The sequence below is a fragment of the Trinickia sp. LjRoot230 genome (assembly GCF_964253315.1).
Classification (GTDB): Bacteria; Pseudomonadota; Gammaproteobacteria; order Burkholderiales; family Burkholderiaceae; genus Trinickia.
On record NZ_CAXUQX020000002.1, the window covers coordinates 853,368 to 873,461 of the forward strand.

The 20,094-nt window shown below is 59.0% G+C and carries 16 protein-coding genes; 4 read left to right on the plus strand and 12 right to left on the minus strand.

The annotated features are described in order from the left end of the window. Positions 1 to 485 precede the first annotated feature (485 nt). The gene (locus ACSQ20_RS22840) at positions 486 to 1,694 is read right to left on the minus strand and encodes a hypothetical protein (protein WP_436024493.1); all 1,209 of its coding nucleotides are present in this window, start codon (positions 1,692 to 1,694) and stop codon (positions 486 to 488) included. A gap of 229 nt (positions 1,695 to 1,923) precedes the next feature. Beyond that, the gene (locus ACSQ20_RS22845) at positions 1,924 to 2,328 is read right to left on the minus strand and encodes a RidA family protein (RefSeq protein ID WP_436024495.1); all 405 of its coding nucleotides are present in this window, start codon (positions 2,326 to 2,328) and stop codon (positions 1,924 to 1,926) included. Between the two features lie 303 nt (positions 2,329 to 2,631). Between ACSQ20_RS22845 and ACSQ20_RS22850 the strand changes: the two genes are divergently transcribed. Then, a complete protein-coding gene (locus ACSQ20_RS22850; protein WP_436024497.1) occupies positions 2,632 to 3,762 on the plus strand; it encodes a DSD1 family PLP-dependent enzyme in 1,131 nt (376 codons plus the stop codon). A 38-nt stretch (positions 3,763 to 3,800) separates the two neighbouring features. On the opposite strand, the gene ACSQ20_RS22855 is transcribed toward ACSQ20_RS22850, so the two are convergent. The 8 genes from ACSQ20_RS22855 to ACSQ20_RS22890 form a co-directional block, all read right to left on the minus strand. Continuing rightward, complete coding sequence (locus tag ACSQ20_RS22855) at positions 3,801 to 6,560, minus strand: DUF4118 domain-containing protein (protein ID WP_436024499.1); 2,760 nt, start codon at positions 6,558 to 6,560, stop codon at positions 3,801 to 3,803. Positions 6,561 to 6,607: 47 nt separating this feature from the next. Then, complete coding sequence (kdpC, locus tag ACSQ20_RS22860) at positions 6,608 to 7,204, minus strand: potassium-transporting ATPase subunit KdpC (RefSeq protein ID WP_436024501.1); 597 nt, start codon at positions 7,202 to 7,204, stop codon at positions 6,608 to 6,610. Positions 7,205 to 7,241: 37 nt separating this feature from the next. Next, positions 7,242 to 9,386 (minus strand): potassium-transporting ATPase subunit KdpB, encoded by a 2,145-nt coding sequence (gene kdpB, locus ACSQ20_RS22865; protein ID WP_436024503.1) that lies wholly within the window; start codon positions 9,384 to 9,386, stop codon positions 7,242 to 7,244. 13 nt (positions 9,387 to 9,399) lie between these two features. Continuing rightward, positions 9,400 to 11,208 (minus strand): potassium-transporting ATPase subunit KdpA, encoded by a 1,809-nt coding sequence (gene kdpA, locus ACSQ20_RS22870; protein WP_436024505.1) that lies wholly within the window; start codon positions 11,206 to 11,208, stop codon positions 9,400 to 9,402. Further along, positions 11,205 to 11,288: a K(+)-transporting ATPase subunit F gene (kdpF, locus tag ACSQ20_RS22875; protein WP_436025827.1), complete on the minus strand. Its 84-nt coding sequence runs from the start codon at positions 11,286 to 11,288 to the stop codon at positions 11,205 to 11,207. The genes kdpA and kdpF overlap by 4 nt, the downstream gene beginning before the upstream one ends. Before the next feature lie 290 nt (positions 11,289 to 11,578). Continuing rightward, entirely contained in the window at positions 11,579 to 12,109 is a 531-nt protein-coding gene (locus tag ACSQ20_RS22880; RefSeq protein WP_436024507.1) for a hypothetical protein, read from the minus strand. A gap of 648 nt (positions 12,110 to 12,757) precedes the next feature. Continuing rightward, complete coding sequence (locus tag ACSQ20_RS22885) at positions 12,758 to 13,315, minus strand: hypothetical protein (RefSeq protein ID WP_436024509.1); 558 nt, start codon at positions 13,313 to 13,315, stop codon at positions 12,758 to 12,760. A gap of 15 nt (positions 13,316 to 13,330) precedes the next feature. Further along, complete coding sequence (locus ACSQ20_RS22890; RefSeq protein ID WP_436024511.1) at positions 13,331 to 14,158, minus strand: class I SAM-dependent methyltransferase; 828 nt, start codon at positions 14,156 to 14,158, stop codon at positions 13,331 to 13,333. 88 nt (positions 14,159 to 14,246) lie between these two features. On the opposite strand from ACSQ20_RS22890, the gene ACSQ20_RS22895 reads away from it, so the two are divergent. Together ACSQ20_RS22895 and ACSQ20_RS22900 are read left to right on the plus strand one after the other, a co-directional pair. Beyond that, complete coding sequence (locus ACSQ20_RS22895) at positions 14,247 to 14,906, plus strand: TetR/AcrR family transcriptional regulator (protein ID WP_436024513.1); 660 nt, start codon at positions 14,247 to 14,249, stop codon at positions 14,904 to 14,906. Between the two features lie 349 nt (positions 14,907 to 15,255). After that, positions 15,256 to 16,968, plus strand: a complete 1,713-nt coding sequence (locus tag ACSQ20_RS22900) for a class I SAM-dependent methyltransferase (RefSeq protein WP_436024515.1) — start codon at positions 15,256 to 15,258, stop codon at positions 16,966 to 16,968. Here the strand turns inward: ACSQ20_RS22900 and ACSQ20_RS22905 are convergent. Further along, positions 16,963 to 18,486, minus strand: coding sequence for a PAS domain-containing sensor histidine kinase (locus tag ACSQ20_RS22905; RefSeq protein ID WP_436024517.1), 1,524 nt, complete (start codon positions 18,484 to 18,486; stop codon positions 16,963 to 16,965). The two genes, ACSQ20_RS22900 and ACSQ20_RS22905, sit on opposite strands and share 6 nt — an antisense overlap. Positions 18,487 to 18,590: 104 nt before the next feature. On the opposite strand from ACSQ20_RS22905, the gene ACSQ20_RS22910 reads away from it, so the two are divergent. After that, positions 18,591 to 18,992, plus strand: a complete 402-nt coding sequence (locus ACSQ20_RS22910; RefSeq protein ID WP_436024519.1) for a response regulator transcription factor — start codon at positions 18,591 to 18,593, stop codon at positions 18,990 to 18,992. On the opposite strand, the gene ACSQ20_RS22915 is transcribed toward ACSQ20_RS22910, so the two are convergent. After that, on the minus strand, positions 18,993 to 19,649 hold the full coding sequence (locus tag ACSQ20_RS22915) for a response regulator transcription factor (protein ID WP_436024521.1): 657 nt from the start codon (positions 19,647 to 19,649) through the stop codon (positions 18,993 to 18,995). It lies immediately after the preceding gene. Between the last annotated feature and the right edge of the window lie 445 nt (positions 19,650 to 20,094).

The window sequence follows — 20,094 nt, forward strand, 5'->3', positions numbered from 1 at the left end:
CCGATTGTAGATAATCCAGACAGATGTGCCGAACGCCCGCAGTGGGCCGACTTCTGCTCGTTGACGATAACCGCCCCCCGTTCGCTCCGTGTTGCGCGCGTCCGTCGTCATCCGTCGGTGGGGCAGAAGCTGCGTGGCAGGCAACCGCTAGGTTCTGTTCACATTCTCACCAAACGGGGCAAAGGCACGGGCAAGCAAGGCGAAGGCTAGATAGTTGCCTGAAAGCTTGTCGTAGCGAGTGGCGGCACGACGAAAATGTTCGATGAGATTGAATAAACGTTCGACGATGTTTCAAGTCCGGTACAGCACGCGGCTGTACCGACAAACCAGCGGTCGTCGGCCGCCGTTCGCCCTGGATCACCTTCCGTGCCCGGCAAAACCGATTCGATCTGTGTCCATGCCTCGTCGCTCAGTAACGTTCCAATCATCTTGGCTCGCTTGTGCAAAAGACAAGATATAAACATTTCATCGAATGTAACCAGACCCTAGTGATTGGTCTGGCCACGCCTTTCATTCTCCCCGTCGTTGCCCTGCGCGCCCCCCTGAGGGACATGCATTTGCTGCGGTGGTTGATCGGGGGGCATTTGCCGCGTGACGTGGCTGTCTTGCTGTTGCCCAGACTGCTGCTGCCGAACTTGATTCGGTTGGCCACGCGGCGGCATTGCATCCGTTGGCGCAGGCTGAGGGCGTGACATTTGCGCCGGCGGTTGTACGGCGTGCGGCATCGGTTGCTGTTGTGGCGCAACCGGCTGCTGTATCGGCGACGGAGGCGGCCGGAGTTCCGGCTGCGGCGAGCGTGGCTGCTGGCGTTGCTGATTCTGCTGCTGCTCCTGCACCGAAGGCCTCGGATTCAATTCGTTCCGTTGCTTACCGTGTTCACCCATATCGCCGTGCGATTGCTCACGTGGCTGTTGGGTCTGCGGTCGGACGGGCTGGGGCGACTGCATGGGGGCCGACGGCTGTATGGCGGGTGGCTGAGTCGGCGTGAGCGGCATCCGTGGCGCGGTCTGACGAGGTAGTTGCCGCTCGGGCGGTGTCTGCTGCTCGGATGGCGTGCGTATCTGGTCGGGCGTTTGCGGTCTAGTACGTACGCCATCCCGATTGCCCTGTTGCTGAAAATGTTGCCGTGTGATGGCCTCACGCGGCTGGTAACGGTAATTCCCGGATCGAATTGCATTTTGATCCTCGACCGCACGAGGATACCGCTCGCCCGTGTACTGCCGCTGGTAGTTCGGCAAAAGCGCGGGAGGCGGAGCGGACCTGCGATCCCACTGATCCCACCCGCGCCGGCGGGCCTCCCAATCTCGGCCCCAGTGGTCGCCCCAGCGCGGTGGCGCATTGAGATTCCCACCGATGAAGTAAGGAGGAGGTCGGCGATAATAGCGCACCGGAACACGCAGCACATACAGCGGCACGTCCTCGGGGCCTACCCATTCCCATGGTCCGTTGTACCAACTGCTGACATACCAGTTGTCTTGCTGGTAGACCCAATAGAGGCCATCGTAAAAGAAGTAATTCCAATCGGCCTGCGGCGCATAGTAGACCGGATAGTCAGGCACCCGGACGAGCCGCGGGTAGACCGGCATGCTAATGCCAATGTCGATGCCCGGCAAACCGATATTGACGCCAACCTGAGCATGAACTGAAATCTGTGGCGTTATCAGGATCGACAACGCGAAAAGGAGCGCACGCATTCTCTTTCCTTATGTCTGACGTATCTCTTCAGGCTAAGCGCAATACCACGTCGAGCCTTGATCTACATCAACAGAGTGGTGGCCCCTCTCAGATGCGAGCCTTTTACCTTGGCTGGCCGATCGAACGAATTTTGCAGACACCGTCCGCAAAATCTGCCGGGCGACCGGCAGTCTCGCCAACAGGGCGGCACTCCTCGGTGTTCCATTGCCAAAAACCGGACGTAGCTGGCTACGCTAACGCGACCGCTTCAATCTCGATCTTCAGACCGAAGTGGAGTGCGGGGACCGGCACGACAGCACGAGCAGGCCTCGCATCGCCCGCCCAGCGCGCGTAGATCTCGTTGAAACTGGCCCAATGCGCGATATCGACGATATAGACACGAACCTGGGCCAATTTCCTGACATCGCTGCCTGCGCCGGCAAGCGCGGAAGCCAGATTCACCAACACTTGCTCGGCTTGGTCTTCGAAAGACCTGTCCGTGAGTTTGCCGCCGGTGGCGTCGATCGGAAGCTGGCCGGACACAAAAACGAACCCATTCGCAATCGAAACGTGACTGTAGTGCCCACCGGGCGTTGCAAGCCCAGCGGGGTCTATCGTCCGAGGGACCTGCGCACCGTGCTGATGCTGATTCATGACAACCACTCCAAGTAGAGGGAACTTCGCCCACCGCAGTTGCCAAATTCATGCGATGAACTATAGAAAAGAATGTTTTCGCTATGCTTAACGATCGATAAACCAATCGTTAAATCGAGCTTAATGCCCGGACTGGATGACATGCATAAATGATGTGCCGTTTAACGTGGCTTAACGGTCGCTTTACCCTTCATTAAACAAAAGCGCGCAGCGAACTCCTATAGTAGCGACTCTTTGCGTCATCATCGCGCCACACGCCGACACCGACACGTCAATCGCGCAAGGAACCGCCAGGAGCTGCAGATGAGATTGCCATCGCTGAACACGCCCGCAGCATTGATCGATGTCGAGCGCATGAACCATAACATCGAGCGGATGCAGCAGCGCATGAGCGCACTCGGCGTGAACTTCCGCCCGCATGTGAAAACTACGAAGTGCGAGCAAGTGGTCAGGGCGCAAATGGATGCCGGCGCGCGCGGCATCACCGTGTCCACCCTCAAGGAAGCCGAACAGTTCTTCGCAAGCGGCATCCGCGACATCGTCTACGCTGTGGGCATGGCGCCGACGAAGCTGCCGCAAGCGCTGGCGCTGCGGCGACAAGGCTGCGCCTTGAAGATTGTCGCCGACAGTGTCCGATGCGCCGAGGCGATCGCCGCTTTCGGCCGGGAACACGACGAACCATTCGAAGTCTGGATCGAGATCGATGTGGATGGTCATCGTTCAGGCATCGCACCCGACGACGACATGCTCGTCACTGTCGCGAGGACGCTCGCTAGCGGCGGCATGCATCTCGGCGGCGTGCTTGCACATGCCGGTTCCAGCTACGACTACGACACACATGATGACCTGGTCCGCATCGCCGAACAAGAACGTTCTGGCTGCGTGCGCGCCGCTGAGCGCCTTCGCGCTGCAGGCCTGCAGTGCGATGTCGTGAGCATCGGATCGACGCCAACAGCGCTGGCTGCCCAGCATTTGGAAGGCGTTACGGAAGTTCGCGCAGGCGTCTATGTCTTGTTCGATCTCGTCATGCATAACGTGGGCGTCAACGACATCGCCGAGATCGCATTGAGCGTATTAACCACGGTGATCGGCCATCAGAGCGAGAAAGGCTGGGCCATCGTCGATGCGGGCTGGATGGCAATGAGCCGCGACCGCGGCACGCAGCGTCAGAAGCAGGACTTCGGCTACGGCCTGGTCTGCCTCGAGAATGGGGATGTGCTGGGCGAGTACCTGATGAGCGGCGCGAATCAAGAGCACGGCATCATCTCCCGATCGGGCACACCCGACCATCAGATCGAGAAGCGGTTTCCACTCGGGACACGGCTGCGGATCCTACCCAACCATGCCTGTGCGACAGGGGCACAGCATCCCGCTTATCAGGCCCTCAGTCGTGAGGGCACCGTCGAAACATGGCCGCGTTTCTACGGCTGGTAACCGCATCTACGCAAGGTAAAGCAAGCCGAAGCCATAAATCATTGCGTTTCAACCGCGGTGATCGGCGGCATCGGCTCGGCCGGCACGGTGAACCAAAACGTCGCGCCCACCACCTCGCCCGCGGCCGCCACCCGATTCGAAGCCCCGATCTTTCCGCCGTGTGCCTCGACAATCGCCCTGCATATTGCAAGCCCCAGCCCGATACCCGGCTTCGCCGATTCCTTTTCGCCGCGCGTGAATTTGTCGAACACACGCGTCTCCATGCCAACGGGCAACCCCGGCCCACTATCCGCAACCTCGACTTTCACATAGCGTTGCGAACCATCCTCAAAGACGATCGCCGAAATGACAATCGGCGACCGGGCCGGCGTATACTTCGAGACGTTCTCGAACAGGTTAGTAAAGACCCGCTCTACCAACACGGCGTCGAATCGAACCAGTGGCAAATCGCGCGGCAGGTGCGTGTCAATCTTTCGCCCGACCAGCAAACGCCGGCATCCGGCCAACGCCGATCCGATCACTTCCTCCAACGACGACCACTCCCGATTAAGGTGCACCGTACCTTCCTGCAAGCGCGCCATGTCGAGCAGGTTCGTGACGAGCCCGGTCATCCGTAGCGCCTCGTCGTGAATCGCCTGCGCCAACTCGTGCTCCTTTTCCCCCTGCTGTTCGGCGAGCATCGATGCAAACCCTACAATCGACGTAAGCGGCGTACGCAGATCATGCGAGATTGCCGCGAGCAACGAGTTGCGCAATCGTTCGGACTCCATACTAACGAGCACATCGCGTGCAATCTCGACGTAATGCACACGCTCGAGCGCCAGCGCGATTTGCGCGGCGAATGTATCCATCAGCCGGCGCTGCTCCGGTATCGCCAAGTCATCCATGCGCGGCGTGATCAATGCAATAACACCGCGCGTGCGCATCGGCGCCTTGAGCGGCAGGTAAAGCGCCGCTGCGCCAGGCAGAGTATCCGTACCGTACCCCGCCGCTTGTTGCTGATCGTAGACCCACTGTGCGATATCGAGATCGAGGTCGAACTCAGACTGTTCCAGCGTAAACCGTGGGTCCGGGTTCTCGATTTTCTGTTTGACCTTCTCCGCGCTATCCGGCAACACAATCGCCACACGCGCATGAAACACCTCACCGACATGGCGCGTGCCAATCTCCACGATTTGCGTCGTCTCGAGCGCACCACCCAACTCGCGCGTCATCTCGAACATCGCGTTTGTACGGCGCTCGCGCCGCGTCGCAATCTGCGCCTGCCGTCGCAAGCTCGCTGTTAAATTGCTGATCGTCAGCGACGTGATCAACATGACGGCAAACGTCAGCAGATACTGCGTATCGGCCACCGTCAACGACATGCGCGGCGGGACGAAGAAAAAATCGAACGACGCCACGCCGAGAAACGAGAACAGCACACCAGGACCACGGCCGAGCCGCGCGGCCGTAAAAATCGCTCCCAGTAAATACAGCATGACAAGATTCGTCAGTGCGATCCGCGCGTTTAACCCGCTTGCGACAATCGTGACGGCCGCACAGATCGCCACTGCATAAGCATAGGACGCAGGCGAAGAGCGCTCGCCTCGCGCGCCAAGCCCCGCGAAAACGGTAGACGCGTCGCCTCGCTCGACGACGTCGCGGACCGTGCCCGAACTCACAAGCGTCACGTCAATACCACCTGCTGCGCGAATCAAACGCTCGCCGGTGGCACGTCGCAACCAGCGGTGCCGGCCCGTCGAAGGCGAAGCCCCCGCCACGAGTTTCGACACGTTGCGCATACGCGCATACGCAACCAACGTCTGCGCGGCGTCATCGCCTTGCAGTGTCACCGTTTCGGCGCCGAGCTCCGAAGCGAGCTTCAATGCATCGAGCGTACGCTTGCGGATGGCGTCGGGCAGCCGCTGCAATCGCGGCGTTTCCACATAAACAGCAAGCCAGTCCGCCTTGAGGCTCGTAGCGAGCCGCGCGGCTGCACGCACGAGCGTCACGCTTTCGGGCCCCGCCCCGACGCATACGATGATGCGCTCGCGCGCCTGCCAGATTCGCTCGATCGATTGGTCCGCACGATACTCGCGCATCTGCGCGTCGACACGATCAGCGGTGCGCCTCAGTGCAAGCTCGCGCAGCGCAATCAGATTGCCCTTGCGAAAGAAATTGCGCACCGCATGCTCGGCCTGCTGACCCAGATACACCTTGCCGTCGCGCATGCGATCGAGCAGCTCCTCCGCCGGCAAGTCGACGAGCGTAACTTCGTCGGCCATATCGAACACGCGGTCCGGGACGGTTTCCCATACGCGAATACCGGTGATCTGTCCAACCACGTCGTTCAAACTCTCGAGGTGCTGAACGTTGACCGTCGTATAGACGTCGATCCCTGCAGCAAGCAACTCGTGCACGTCCTGCCAGCGCTTCATGTGGCGCGAGCCTGGTACGTTCGAATGCGCAAGCTCGTCGACCAAAATCAGTTGAGGCTTGCGCACAAGTGCCGCATCGAGATCGAATTCGGCAAGCGTGCGGCCGCGATATTCGACGCGCGCGGCGGGCAGGATCTCGAGCCCGTCCAACAGGGCAAGCGTTTCCTTGCGACCGTGCGTCTCGACAACTCCAACGACGATATCGATACGCTCGCCCCCGCCCTCGCCTTCCGAAAGACGCCGCTTGGCCGCTTGCAACATTGCGAACGTCTTCCCGACGCCGGCCGATGCGCCGAAGAAGATTTTCAGCCGACCGCGGCTGCGCTTTTCTTCGTCGCGCTGAAGCTTGTCGAGCAGTGCATCGGGATCGGGGCGTTGCATAGCGTGCTGTTTCTTAAAAGGACGGGTAACTCCTGGTCGTACTGAGCTTACTTCAAACCCGCTTGATGGATGGGCTTTAGTTGGTCCAGTGCAAGATTCAGTTTGAGCACGTTGACACGCGCCTCCCCAAGCACGCCAAGTTGCCGCCCGGATGTATTCTGCGCAATCAGTTGGTCAACCTGTTCGCGCGTGAGGCTCCGCGCCCTCGCTACACGGCTCGCTTGATAGGCTGCCGCGGCGGGCGAGATGTCGGGGTCGAGGCCGCTTCCCGACGAGGTGACGAGATCGACAGGAACCGCTGCTGTATTGCCGGGATCGGCGTCACGTAGGGCCCCGAGACGCGCCTTCACTTCGGCTGCGAGCGCCGGATTCGTCGGTCCGAGATTGGAGCCACCCGAACTTTGCGCGTTGTAAGGGTTGGGCGAGGTTGCCGAGATTCGCCCCCAAAAGTACTCAGGCGCATCGAACTGTTGGCCGATCACCTCGGAGCCAACGGGCTTGCCGTCCTTCTCGATCAGGCTGCCGTTCGCCTGATGCGCAAACACGGTCTGGCCGATCGCGGTGACGACGGCCGGATAGATGATCCCCGTCATCACGGTTAATACGGCAAAGAGTGCCACCGCAGGTCGCAATAAGTTTTTCATGATCGTTCGGTGTCAAGCGTTTCGGTTAGAGGTTCAATCATGCCCAGCCCATTACTGTCATCGCCATATCGATCAATTTGATGCATGGGAAAGGCAACAGCAACCCGCCCAGCCCATAGATCAGCAAATTGCGTCGCAAAAGCGTTGCGGCCCCGAGCGCGCGATACTTGACGCCCTTCAACGCGAGCGGAATCAGGAACACGATAATCAGCGCATTGAAAATCACAGCCGAAAGAATGGCGGAGGCTGGCGACGTCAGATGCATCACGTCGAGCACACGCAACTGCGGATAGGTCGTCGCAAATGCGGCCGGAATGATCGCGAAATACTTGGCCACGTCGTTCGCAATCGAAAACGTCGTCAACGAGCCGCGCGTCATCAGCATCTGCTTGCCGATCTCGACAATCTCGATGAGCTTGGTCGGATTCGAATCGAGATCGACCATGTTGCCCGCCTCTTTCGCCGCCTGCGTGCCGGTGTTCATCGCAACCGCAACGTCCGCTTGCGCGAGCGCGGGTGCATCGTTGGTGCCATCGCCCGTCATGGCCACGAGACGTCCCTCGCTTTGGTGCGATCGAATCATCGCGAGCTTGGCTTCGGGGGTTGCCTGCGCAAGAAAGTCGTCGACACCTGCCTCGGCTGCGATCGAGGCGGCCGTCAAGCGATTGTCGCCGGTGATCATCACCGTCTTGATGCCCATCTTGCGCAGCTCGGCGAAGCGCTCCTTGATGCCGCCTTTGACGATGTCCTTCAGCTCGATCACACCCAACACGCGGGCAGCGCCGTCGGCATCTTGCGCGTCAGTCGTTTGCGCGACCACAAGCGGCGTGCTGCCCCGTCGCGCGACATCGTCGACGATGTTTTGGACTGCCTGCGGAAAGTCGCCGCGATTATCGGTGACGTATTGCTTCACGGCATCCGCCGCGCCTTTACGAATTTCACGATTCGGCAAATCGACACCGCTCATGCGGGTTTGCGCGGTAAAGCCAACGAACGTCGCGTGAAGCGACGCCATATCGCGCTCGCGAATGTTAAAGCGCTGCTTCGCGAGCACGACGATGCTGCGGCCCTCGGGGGTCTCGTCGGCAAGTGAGGAAAGCTGTGCGGCATCGGCGAGTTCCTGTTCCGTCGCACCCGGTGCCGGAAAAAACGTCGACGCCTGCCGATTGCCCAGTGTGATCGTGCCGGTCTTATCCAATAGCAGCACGTCGACGTCCCCAGCGGCTTCCACCGCGCGCCCCGATGTCGCAATAACATTGGCCTGCATCATGCGGCTCATGCCAGCCACGCCAATAGCAGATAACAATCCGCCTATCGTCGTCGGAATGAGACAGACAAGCAGCGCGACGAGCGCCGTAATCGTCACGACGTGTCCCGCTTTCATCGCCGTCACCGAGAAAATCGAAAATGGTGCGAGCGTTGCCGTCGCCAATAACAACATCAGCGACAACGCGACGAGCAGGATGGTCAGTGCGATTTCGTTCGGCGTTTTCCTACGCTTGGCGCCCTCTACCATCGCAATCATCCGGTCGAGAAACGCCTCGCCCGGGTTCGCACTTACGCGCACGACGATCCAGTCCGACAGCACGCGCGTGCCGCCCGTCACCGACGAGAAGTCGCCACCTGATTCGCGGATGACTGGTGCGGACTCCCCGGTAATCGCCGATTCGTCGACAGACGCCACGCCGTCAATGACGTCGCCGTCGGCGGCAATGGTGTCCCCCGTCTCGACGAGTATCACGTCGCCTTTGCGCAGGTCGCTCGATGGCACGATAACAACCGGTGCCTTTGGATGCGAATCGCTCAGTTTTTTTGCGATCACATTTTGCTTAGTACTGCGAAGCGATGCGGCCTGAGCTTTCGAACGGCCTTCGGCAAGCGCCTCGGCAAAATTCGCGAATAAGACCGTGAACCATAGCCAGAGCGCGACAGCAAGAATGAATCCGGCAGGCGCTTCGGCTTCGCCGGCGAGCGCAGCGATCCACAACACCGTTGTCAGGATGCTTCCGACGTAGACGCAGAACATCACAGGGTTACGCAATTGCGTACGCGGCCCGAGCTTTCTGAACGAATCGACGACGGCCGGCTTCAGAAGCATCGGATCGAACATCGTGTGCGTCGCGCTACGCCCCTGCCCAACGGTATCGGGACGATGAGCCGGAATTGGATTGACTGTTGTCATGCTTTCCTCGAAATCAATGGCTCGGGACCATCATCAGATGCTCGACGACGGGGCCCAGCGCAAGCGCCGGCACATAAGTCAGCGCGCCAACGAGTACGAGCGTGCCCAATAGCAGCACGACGAAAAGCGGACCGTGCGTCGGCAACGTGCCCGACGTCACCGCGATACGCTTCTTGTTCGCGAGCGAGCCCGCAATGGCCAACACGGGAACGATCGTGCCGAAGCGGCCCAACCACATCGCAACCGCGAGCAGCACGTTATAAAACGGTGTGTTGACCGACAGCCCGGCGAATGCGCTGCCGTTATTATTCGCAGCGGAACTGAAGGCGTAGAGGATCTCCGAGAAACCATGCGGACCGGGGTTCGAAATGCCAGCAGTGCCGAGCGGCGACAGCACACCGATAGACGTGCCGATGAGCACCAGGAACGGCGTCAGCAAAATGACGATCGACACCATCTTCATTTCATATGATTCGATCTTCTTGCCGACGTATTCGGGCGTGCGCCCGATCATCAAGCCAGCGACGAAGACAGCGAGCAAAGCGAAGACAAGCATGCCGTAGAGACCAGACCCGACGCCGCCGAAGATCACTTCCCCAAGCTGGATCAACAAGAGCGGCACGAACCCTCCCATCGGCGTAAGCGAGTCATGCATGTTGTTGACTGCTCCACACGAAGCCGCTGTCGTTGCCACCGTGAAAATGCCCGACTGAGCGATGCCGAACCGCACTTCCTTGCCTTCGGTGTTGCCGCCGAATTGCAAAGCGGAGGTGCTCTGGTCGACGTGCAGTAGCGTAAAAAGCGGATTACCCGCTTGCTCCGCGGAAATCTCGCCCCAGCATGCGACAGCGAAAGCAATCGTCATTGCGGCGAGCACCGCATAGCCCTGGCGCCGGTCACCCACCATGCGGCCGAAGACAACGCAAAGGCTCGCCGGGATGAGCAGTATCGATACGATCTGCACGAAGTTCGAAAACGGCGTCGGGTTCTCGTAGGGATGGGCGGAATTGGCGTTGAAAAAGCCACCGCCGTTCGTGCCAAGCATTTTTATCGCCTCTTGCGAAGCAACAGGGCCCATCGCGATAGTCTGCTTGTCTGCCTTTACATCCTGCATGACCGGATTGCCGTTTGCGTCGTGAACGGCGTTGCCTTGCGCATCCGTCTTCGGCACTTGATAGGTGGTGGTTTGAAGCGTCGATACAGTTTCGTAGGCTTTAAAGTTTTGGATTGCACCCTGGCTGATGAATACGAGTGCGAGAACCGTCGCGAGCGGCGCGAGAATATAGAGCGTGATACGCGTCAGATCGACCCAGAAGTTGCCGATGGTCCGAACGGTGTGCCGTGCGAAACCACGAACGAGTGCGATGACGACTGCAATACCTGTCGCCGCGGAAAGGAAGTTCTGCACGGTAAGGCCGGCCATTTGCGTCAAATAGCTGACGCTTGACTCGGGCGAGTAGTCTTGCCAGTTCGTGTTCGTCACGAAGCTGATCGCCGTGTTGAACGCGGCATCTGGCGTCATCGGTCCGAGCATCTGAGGATTCGCCGGCAGCCACTGCTGCAGCCGGAGCAGCCCATAGACAACGAAGGCGCCCAGTGCATTGAACAGCAACACGGCACACGCATACTGCTTCCATGACATTTCGGCGCCTGGATCGACACCGGCAAGTTTGTACAGCACATGTTCGATCGGCCTGCCGACTCGACGCACGACCGCCGAGGAGCCGTCGAGTATCGCGGTCATATAGCGGCCAAACGGTATCGCCAACGCGATCAGGACAACAATGAAAAGCGCGGTCTGGAAAAACGTGTTGGCGTTCATTCGAGGTCCTCCGCACGCAAAAGCGCGTACACGAGGTACACGAGCAAAAGCACCGTGGAGGTACCGGCGAGCCACATCATCCATGCACTCGATGCATTCAGCGCATTCACGGCCGGCCCCCCGATGGGCGGCGACTCAACCTTTCGCAGCCGCCGACGAGCGCGACACAGAGCCCACAAAAACCGGCAATGCCGGCGATGTAAATCAAGTCCATTGTTCACGTCTCCCGTTAGCGGATCAGGACAACGTGAAGCGTATGGACTTTCAGGTAAACGCCGAGATAAGAATCAGGCTCTCGGTGTAAAAATCGCGTAAATATTTTTTGGTGCGCCGCCATGGTCAGGACCACTTGCGAACCGGACGAAGCCCGTCAGTGAACCCGGGAGAGAGCGCGTCGCCACATCTCGAGCCGGACGTGGTACGGAACGACCGGCAACGTGGGATCGCGCCTAAAGAGCCGGGACGACATCCCTCGCAGCCCTTTATCAACGTTTATCTTCTCGACGGGGAAATCGACAGCGCCGTGGATGTTGTTCAGATGCACCTGGAGAGCATCAGCCTCAAGTTCGCGCGTGCTAAATGCAAGCCGAAACGAAAACGCCGGTTCTTTCTGCGCCTGCTTTAATTTATCGGCAAACAGCGACGGGAATTGGTGTCGGTATTCATCTGAACAAATGTAATAACCTTTTGTGAAACGCCCTGCTGTCGCCAATTCGCCCATCAACCCCAACACGAGATTTCCGCGACGCTCACGCGCGTTGCGCACGGGGATGAATTCGATGAGGGGGCGAAACGGCTCTACTGCCGCGCGCAGCAAACCGAATCGCTCTTCGGTGCTCGAAGATAAAGTGTCCTTCTTCGGCCGATCGATCGTATAGATATAGAGCCGCTCCAGCTTCAATTGGAGGACAGCGTTGAGCGCAACGGCAAGATGTCCCCATGTTGGCGGATCACCTGTGATCGGAAAAACACCGAAGCGCCCCGACGACGTTTGCTGGCCGACTTGCGCAGAGGCAAAGCGGCTCAGCAGCGGCTCGATTGCGGCGCGCCGTGCCTCCCATTGCTCCCGATACACCGGCCGGCACCAGAGCGCCTCGAGCGCCAGGTTTCGAATAACATCCGCAACGTTGTTTGCAACTGGATCTCCGCTCTTGCCAACGGACTCAAGCGCGTCTCGCAATGGCCAACGCTCCGCCAGCCGATGTGGCCCACCCGGCCTTATCTGAACAGTCGAACGCAAAGCATGCTTTTTATGCGCAACGATTGGCTGATCAAGCAAGAAATGAGCGGGCCTCGCCGAAAACGTGTGGCATGTGACCGGCAAATCCAGATTCGACCGTCGATCGGGTGGCGTCGGTTGCGTCTCGGTTTGCAAGAATCCTGCAATTCCTGTCGTCAACCCGTCAACATTCACAATCGATGCACTCCAGAATCCAAGATCACAGGCTGCATCTTATCGAGGTCCATTCGTCACTTGACGTGATAAGCGAAACATTGTCGCGACTAACGATCAACGGGCTTTGTGCTTGAACCTCAGGAGTCCTAACGATTAACGAGGCGCGGTCGATGATCGCGGCGGCAAAGTCATCGGCCTCGATGTCGGGCGAGCGCTGTCGCGCCGGGCTGAGCTGTTGCGGTTATCGCGCAAAAGAATCCGAAAAACGAGCCCATGTGTAATCAACAATAGCGGCACAATGACGGTCGGGATGAAATAAGTTGCGCCCAACTGTCCAGCGAGCAGTCCCGAGCGATTTGCCTGAAAAAAAGCGTTGAGCAGATCGACCATGCCCCAAACATTGAATATCCACACAGCGATGATGCCGATTCGTCGCGGCAGCCATAACAACGCGAGCAAAGCGAGCACCGCCGCAACGATGTCCCCATAGCCCGCGGCGCGGGCGAACGTGAGCGGCAAGTCGGGTGAGACGACGCCCGGAAACAGAAACGCCAACCCGACGAAGCGGAAACTATGCAGCACGAGCAACGGCTCCAACGCCGCGGCGCGTGGCCGCTCGCGCAGTGCGGGCCAGATATACCGAGCAGTGACGACACCCCACACGACAAAACCGAATGCGACGCTCGCGAAGAAGTACAGTTGCTCCATCATGACCATTGACTCCCTTCAATTGCGCTTCAGGATGGCCGATACCACGCCGAGGCGGTTCTCGCCAAGATTGCGAGCAAGGTTCCGAGTCCGCGCCACGAACTCCGGGCCCACGATCGCACTGAGGTTCGGACCGCTCGACGATGGCCCGTTTTCGGCTACCGCCTTGAACCAATCGGTCGCCAGTCGAGTGTCGTCGCGCCAAACGGCCGCGGAAAACCCCGCATTCTCGAGATCCTGACGCGTATCGGTCTCGGTTCGAACAAAGCTCGTCGATGCATCGCGAGCCCACGGCACCGGATACACGACATCCCCATCGCGCAACACAACGTCATAGGTCGCGAACCGCCCGCCCGGCGACAGGACACGTCGAATCTCCGCATAGAGCGCGGCCCGATCCTCGACATTCATCGCCACGTGCTGCAGAAACACCACATCGAACGTATTCGCTTCGAACGGTAAATGCAGGGCGTCGGCGACCTCGAACGTGGTTTTATGTGCGAGCCCGCATCGCTCGCTCAGATAGGCGGCGGCGTCAATGAAACCCGGGCTCAGATCGACGCCCGTTACCTTGCAATCGAAAGTCGCAGCCAGATAGCGCGTCGGGCCGCCGACGCCGCAACCCACGTCGAGCACGCGCGACGCCCGATCGAGCCCCGCCACGCCGGCCAATTCCGCAGTGGCCTGAATACCGCGGATGTGAAACTGATCGAGCGGCGCCAATTGCGCGACCGTCAGCGGTTGGTCTTCGGCAATCGTAGCGGACAGCACAGTCTTGAGCCGCGCGACGAGCCCCGATGCACTGTAGTGCTCGCGCACCTTGTCGGTTGTATCAGTCGTATTCATGAAGTGCTCCTACATGACGGTACCGGATGGTACCAGTCGGCGCAAGAAAGCATGGTACTATTCGGTACCAAAGTCAAGGAGAGATGTTGTGACTACGAATTCGACATCGAATTCACGCCAGGACGATGGCGATAGAACGGCGATTCGGGGGCGCATTCTCGAAGCGGCCTTTATGGCATTTACGAAAAATGGCTACACGGCAAGCAGTACGCTTGCAATCGCCACCGAGGCACGTGTTTCAAAGCGAGAGCTTTATGCATTGGTTGGCAACAAGCAGGAAATGTTGATTGCCTGCATCCGCGAGCGTGCCAAGCGGCTGCAAGCGCCAGCGGATCTTCCAGTGCCACGCGAGCGAGAGACGCTCGCACGCGTGCTGACATCATTCGGCGCTCAACTCGTTCGCGAGATCAGCCATCCAGCGGTGGTTGCCATGTTCCGACTCGCGATCGCTGAGGCTATCCATGCTCCCGAAGTGGCAAAAACGCTCGATTCGATCGGGCGTGAAACGATGCGTACGGCGCTACGAAAAATCATCACGGGTGCTCGGGCTAGCGGGCTACTCACTGGCCGCCCTGCTGAACTCACGGAGCAGTTTGGCGCGCTGCTTTTGAGCGATTTGATGATCCGCCTGCTACTGGGTGTTGCCCCGCCGCTGCAGCCGCGCGACATCACGAAACGCGCGAACAATGCCACCGAAGCTTTTTTGCGGCTTAATTCACCATCGGTGGAGACTACGACACATCGTTAAATGTGCGGCGACTCGCGACGGCTATGTTCGTATCGAATGCCATGACTTCGTCGCATCTCAGGCCGATTCGTCAACCTAGGTGTTACATAATGATATCGCGTGTCGGATAACCACCATGGCAATCACGATGAATGCCCGGAGCGGGCGCAGCGGGTCGCAGCAGCCTGACGATAGCGCTAGCAAGCGCAGAGAGCGCACTGCTTTCCAAGCGAGCACGCAGTATTGGCCCACCGACCCGAGTCTCGCGAAACTTTTGCGCCCAAGGCGAAGCGTTGCCGAAGGTCCAAAGGCGGACTTCCGGCAATCGACGAGACGACCGGTGCCTGAAAAGCCAAACGATGCGCCCAGAATGATGGTGCTCGCATCGAACGCATTGCATACGGCCGTGCCCTCGCCGGGCAGCTCGCGAAGAACGTGGCAGCACTCCCCCGATCTGATCCTGCTCCCGAAAGATCATCCGCTCTATGAGGCCGTCAGCCGCTATAAAAATACGAGCGGACATCATCTGACTGTAGTCGATACGCGGGCAGTATGGATTCGCGATAAACGATCGGGCACCGAACGGCTCGTGAACTGGCCTGTCGACGAAGATGGGAATACGCTGCATGCGGCCGAATTGGCAACTCGAATCAACGCCGGGGCTCGGCACTCTGTGCGCCCAAGCGTCATCATGAGTTGTCCTCTGGACCCGGAATACCTACAGGCGTTAGCTCAGCATCTCGGTGTGGAAGTAAGGAATCCGCCGCAACCGGTATGGGTTCATGAACGGATAGGGTCCGTCGGTGCCGGCGAACTGCCGCCCACCCGAAATTTGCACCGGCTCGTGCCGAGGCCGGTGCTACGCGTATTTAGTCCGAAGGAAGAATGGGCTCCTGCAATCCATGAGTTGGTGAATCGACCTGTAAGCCGATACGACTATAGGACATCAAAAACGCAACGGAGCGAATGGAGACATCTAGGATCAGAGCAATTTCCCGAACAGCATCAATGGTATAAAAAGACCGACCGCGGTTTGCAGATATTAGTCGGGCCTTTGAGCCCTAATGATGTCAATACCGCTTATCCCACGCGCATTCTGAGCGAGATAAAGCCCGGCATGAGGGTGCTCGATGTGGGCTGCGGATACGGCCAGTTCGTGCGCGATCTCAGGACGCGGGGAGCCGACGCGGTAGGCGTCGATCCTCAAGAAGAGCTGCCAACAGCACCCTATTTATTTAACGTAGATCTGCAAAGCGCTGGCTTTGATGAAAACAGCTTTGACATAATTTTATCGGCACACAGCATCTTTAATTACAGTGAATCATCTGAATTCCGATTGGCCGCCCTCCAAAAAATGGCTGACCTGTTAAAGCCGGGCGGCAAGATCGTGTTGGGAGCCGTCACGGGTGCCATGCAACTAGCCAACTTCGTTGAGACAGGCCAGGTCGGGTCCCTGAAAGTCTTGTCGCTGATACCGGAATACAAAGTTGGAAATGGCACTCATGTTAGTGGCTACGTAGAATTCGTAAAACAGCATAGCAACGAACGAGAAATGCCGCGTCCTGCTCTTGGGCATTCGGCGAGTAGCGCTGGCGAAGCCAGTATCAGCATTGATCTGGCGCGCGCGTTGATAAACGGCGCGCTCGAGCAACTGTCCTCAGCCAAAACGCAGTGTTCGCGCGGTGGCGACGAATTGCTCAAAGCACGTGATGCAGTCTATGCCGGTACGGCAGTGCCCATCGATTCTGAGGACTTCTTTCGTTATCTTCTCGGAGACGTCGAGGCCACCGCAGATGCCAATATTCCGCAACTCGTTAGTGCGTTGGAAGGATCGGCGCACGAATCGCTCGCCGATTTACAAGTAAGCGCGATCAAGGAAGCCGGATTGGCCGCGAAGCAAATTCAAGCAAGATTTTTGCAGATAGTGCAGTCATACGACCAAACCTTGACCGGCGATGCAAAGACACGAAACCGCGACGACACTATTCACGCGCTGTCTGAACTGGAGGACAAGCTGCGCGACATGGAGTCTGCATTGGGCCATGCATGCCAATTTTACGAGGCAACCGCTGCCCGCTTATAAAGGAGGGTTGGCCGGCACGGTGAAATGGAAAACCGCACCATACGGTTCATTCGCCGTGACCCACAAGCGCCCCTCGTGTGCCTCGACGATCGATCGGCAAATCGACAGCCCCATTCCGAGCCCTCCGGGCTTTGTCGAATAGAAGGGCGCGAACACGCGCTCGATAAGCTCCGTCGATAAGCCAGGCCCGAAATCTTGAACAGATACGAGCACCCCCGCCGGCTCAGCGTGAGCAGTAGTAATGCGCAGTTTGCGACGCTCCTGGGGCACGGCGCTCATCGCTTGCAGCGCATTGACGATCAGATTGAGCAGTATTTGCTGCAGCTGGATTCGATCGCCCTCCACCATCGGCAGATCGCTGGCAAGCGCCGTTTCCAAAGAAACACCTGAGCCGGAAATCTCCGCCCGCGTAAGCGCGATCATTTCGCTTACCGCCTGATTCATATCAATGGCGTCCTTGCGGGGCGGCGCCTTCTTGACCAGATCACGAATGCCGCCGATGACATTGGCCGCGCGATTGCCGTTCGTCACGATGCGATCGAGCGCTTGCCGAACCTCGCCAAGCTCAACAGGCTCCCGGCGCAACCAATTGAGTGATGCCTGAGCATCCGTCACCATTGCGGCAATCGGTTGGTTCACCTCATGCGCGATCGCAGCCGTCATTTCTCCCAACGTCGTCACGCGCGCCACATGCGCCAACTCCGCGCGAGCCCGGCTCAAATCCTGCGCGGCGCGATGCGATGCGGTGACATCCATGACCGCGCCGATGAATTCGAGGTTGCCTACGCCGTCTCGAACAGCGTGCGCCACAGCGCGAACGTCTTTGATACGTCCGTCGGGCATCATCAATCGATGCTCCACATCCCAATTGGCTTGTTGGCGCGCAACGCGCTCGAGAAGCTGCCGGACAAACGCGCGATCGTCCGGATGCGTGCGCTCCAATGCGATCTCAAGGGTCGGCTCGAGCGAAGGGTCGTATTCGAAGATTCGGTAGGTTTCAGCAGACCAAACGATTTCGCCGGTGGCGATTCGCCAGCCAAAGCTACCGGTATGACTGATGCGCTGCGCCTCGGCCAGATACATTTCGCTTTGCCGCAGTGCATCTTCAGCGTCCTTGCGCTCGGTAATGTCCTCGCAGGCAATCAGCACGAGAAAGCCGTCGGCACGCTTCACCGCCTTCGCGTTCTCGCGCACCCAGAGCAACGATCCGTCTTTCCTGACCTTGCGGACCTCCCAATTGCGCGACCGCCCTGGATCGTCGAGGCAAAGCGTCATCTTCCGTTTGACGAAGGGTCGATCCGCTTCGAGAAATACGCCCAGCACCGGCTGACCGATCAATTCATCGACCTCGTAGCCAAGCTGGGCGGCGCCGAAGCCGTTGACAGACTGAACGACACCGTTGGCGTCGACCATGAAGTACATGACGGGGTTGTGCTCGAAAACTTCCCGCCACAGCGCCTCGCTGTCTCGCAGCGCTGCTTCGGTGCGCGATGATGATTCGCCGGTACCGTCTGCCATGTTGCATCTCCCCGACCGACGTGAATGACATACGTCAGTATGATGTTCGTCCGGTGGCATCCGGGCTACGCTGCCAACAAAACATCGGGCCGTCGAGCCACTTCATGCCACCCGTTCAAACCGTTTCCATCATCGACGACGACGAGGCATCACGCCTCGCTACCGCCAGCCTCGTGCGCTCACTCGGGTGGCCGACCGTCTTGTTCGAATCCGCCGAAGCCTATCTAGCGCAACAATCAACGCAATCAGCAACAAGCGCGGTCGAAACGGGCTGCCTGATTTCCGATGTGAAAATGCCGGGCATGTCCGGCGTCGAACTGCACGAATATCTGCTGGCGTCGGGGCACGCGCCGCCGACCATCCTGGTCACGGCATCGCGCACCGAGGCATTGAACGCGCGTGTCGTCGCCAATGGTGCGCTCGCATTGCTCGAAAAACCAATCGATGCGCGCGCGCTGGAACAGTGCCTGGCGCGCGCGGCCGGCGCGCCACCGTGGCCACCGTGATCAGCGCAGCGGCTCGACGCCGAGCGCCTGCGCCATTCGCACCAGGTCGGGCACAGAACGCGCGCCCAGCTTCTTCATGACCTGGCCCCGATGAATCTTGACGGTGATCTCGCTTAGGTTCATCCGAGCGGCAATCTGCTTATTCAAAAGGCCGCTAATCACGAAGGCCATGACTTCGCGTTCCCGATGCGTCAGCAATTCGTAAGCAGTCCTAAGCAACGTAACAGAGCGCTCCGCGGTCAAACGCTCGGCATCAAGCATGAGCGCCTCGTTGACAGCATCGAGCAAGTCCTGGTCGCGAAACGGTTTGGAGAAAAAATTGAGCGCGCCGGCTTTCATCGCCTTGACCGACATTTCGATATCGCCGTAGCCGGTCATGAAAAGCACGGGCATGCGTAAGCCGCTGCTGGCCATATCCTGCTGGAATGCAAGGCCGCTTTCGCCCGGTAGTCTTACGTCGAGAATCAGGCAACTGGGTACCGCTCGTCGCGGAAAAACCAGAAAGTCCCGCACGGCACCGAATGTTTCGACCGCAAACCCGACCGAGCGCAGCAAATTGCGTAACGCAAGCCGCATCGGTTCGTCATCGTCCACGACATAGACAACGGGCGAATCGTCTTTTGTGCCGACCGATGCAGCATGCTGAACCGATACCATGCCGGCTCCTCATGGAACCGAGGCCTAGCGCTAAATAGTCTGCGGCCCGCCGTTCCCTTTCTTTGAAAGCCATTATAGGCCGCACCCGATGGGTCGAAAGATGCCTGCAGCACAAACTCGAACACTGTGCCGCGACCATACGGAGGTATGACGCGGTCAACTGATTGTTGGCATGCAGTGTCCTCATGCATGTTTGTCGCCGGGCGAGCACCGGCCTACCTTTTACGGGTGACGCCAGACCTCCGAATTTTGCGCGGGCTCCGCAACGTCTGATCAATACTTCCCGGTGAACGACCATGGCAATCAGGGCTGAAAGATTTTGGGCACGACGTCGTTTGAGCGGTCGATCGCCATTAGTTGCGTTGCGCCCGGGGCGCGGCTCGAGATCAGCCGCGACAATGCGTCATTGCATGTTGCGCAAGGGATTGGATGCGGCGAGGACTTT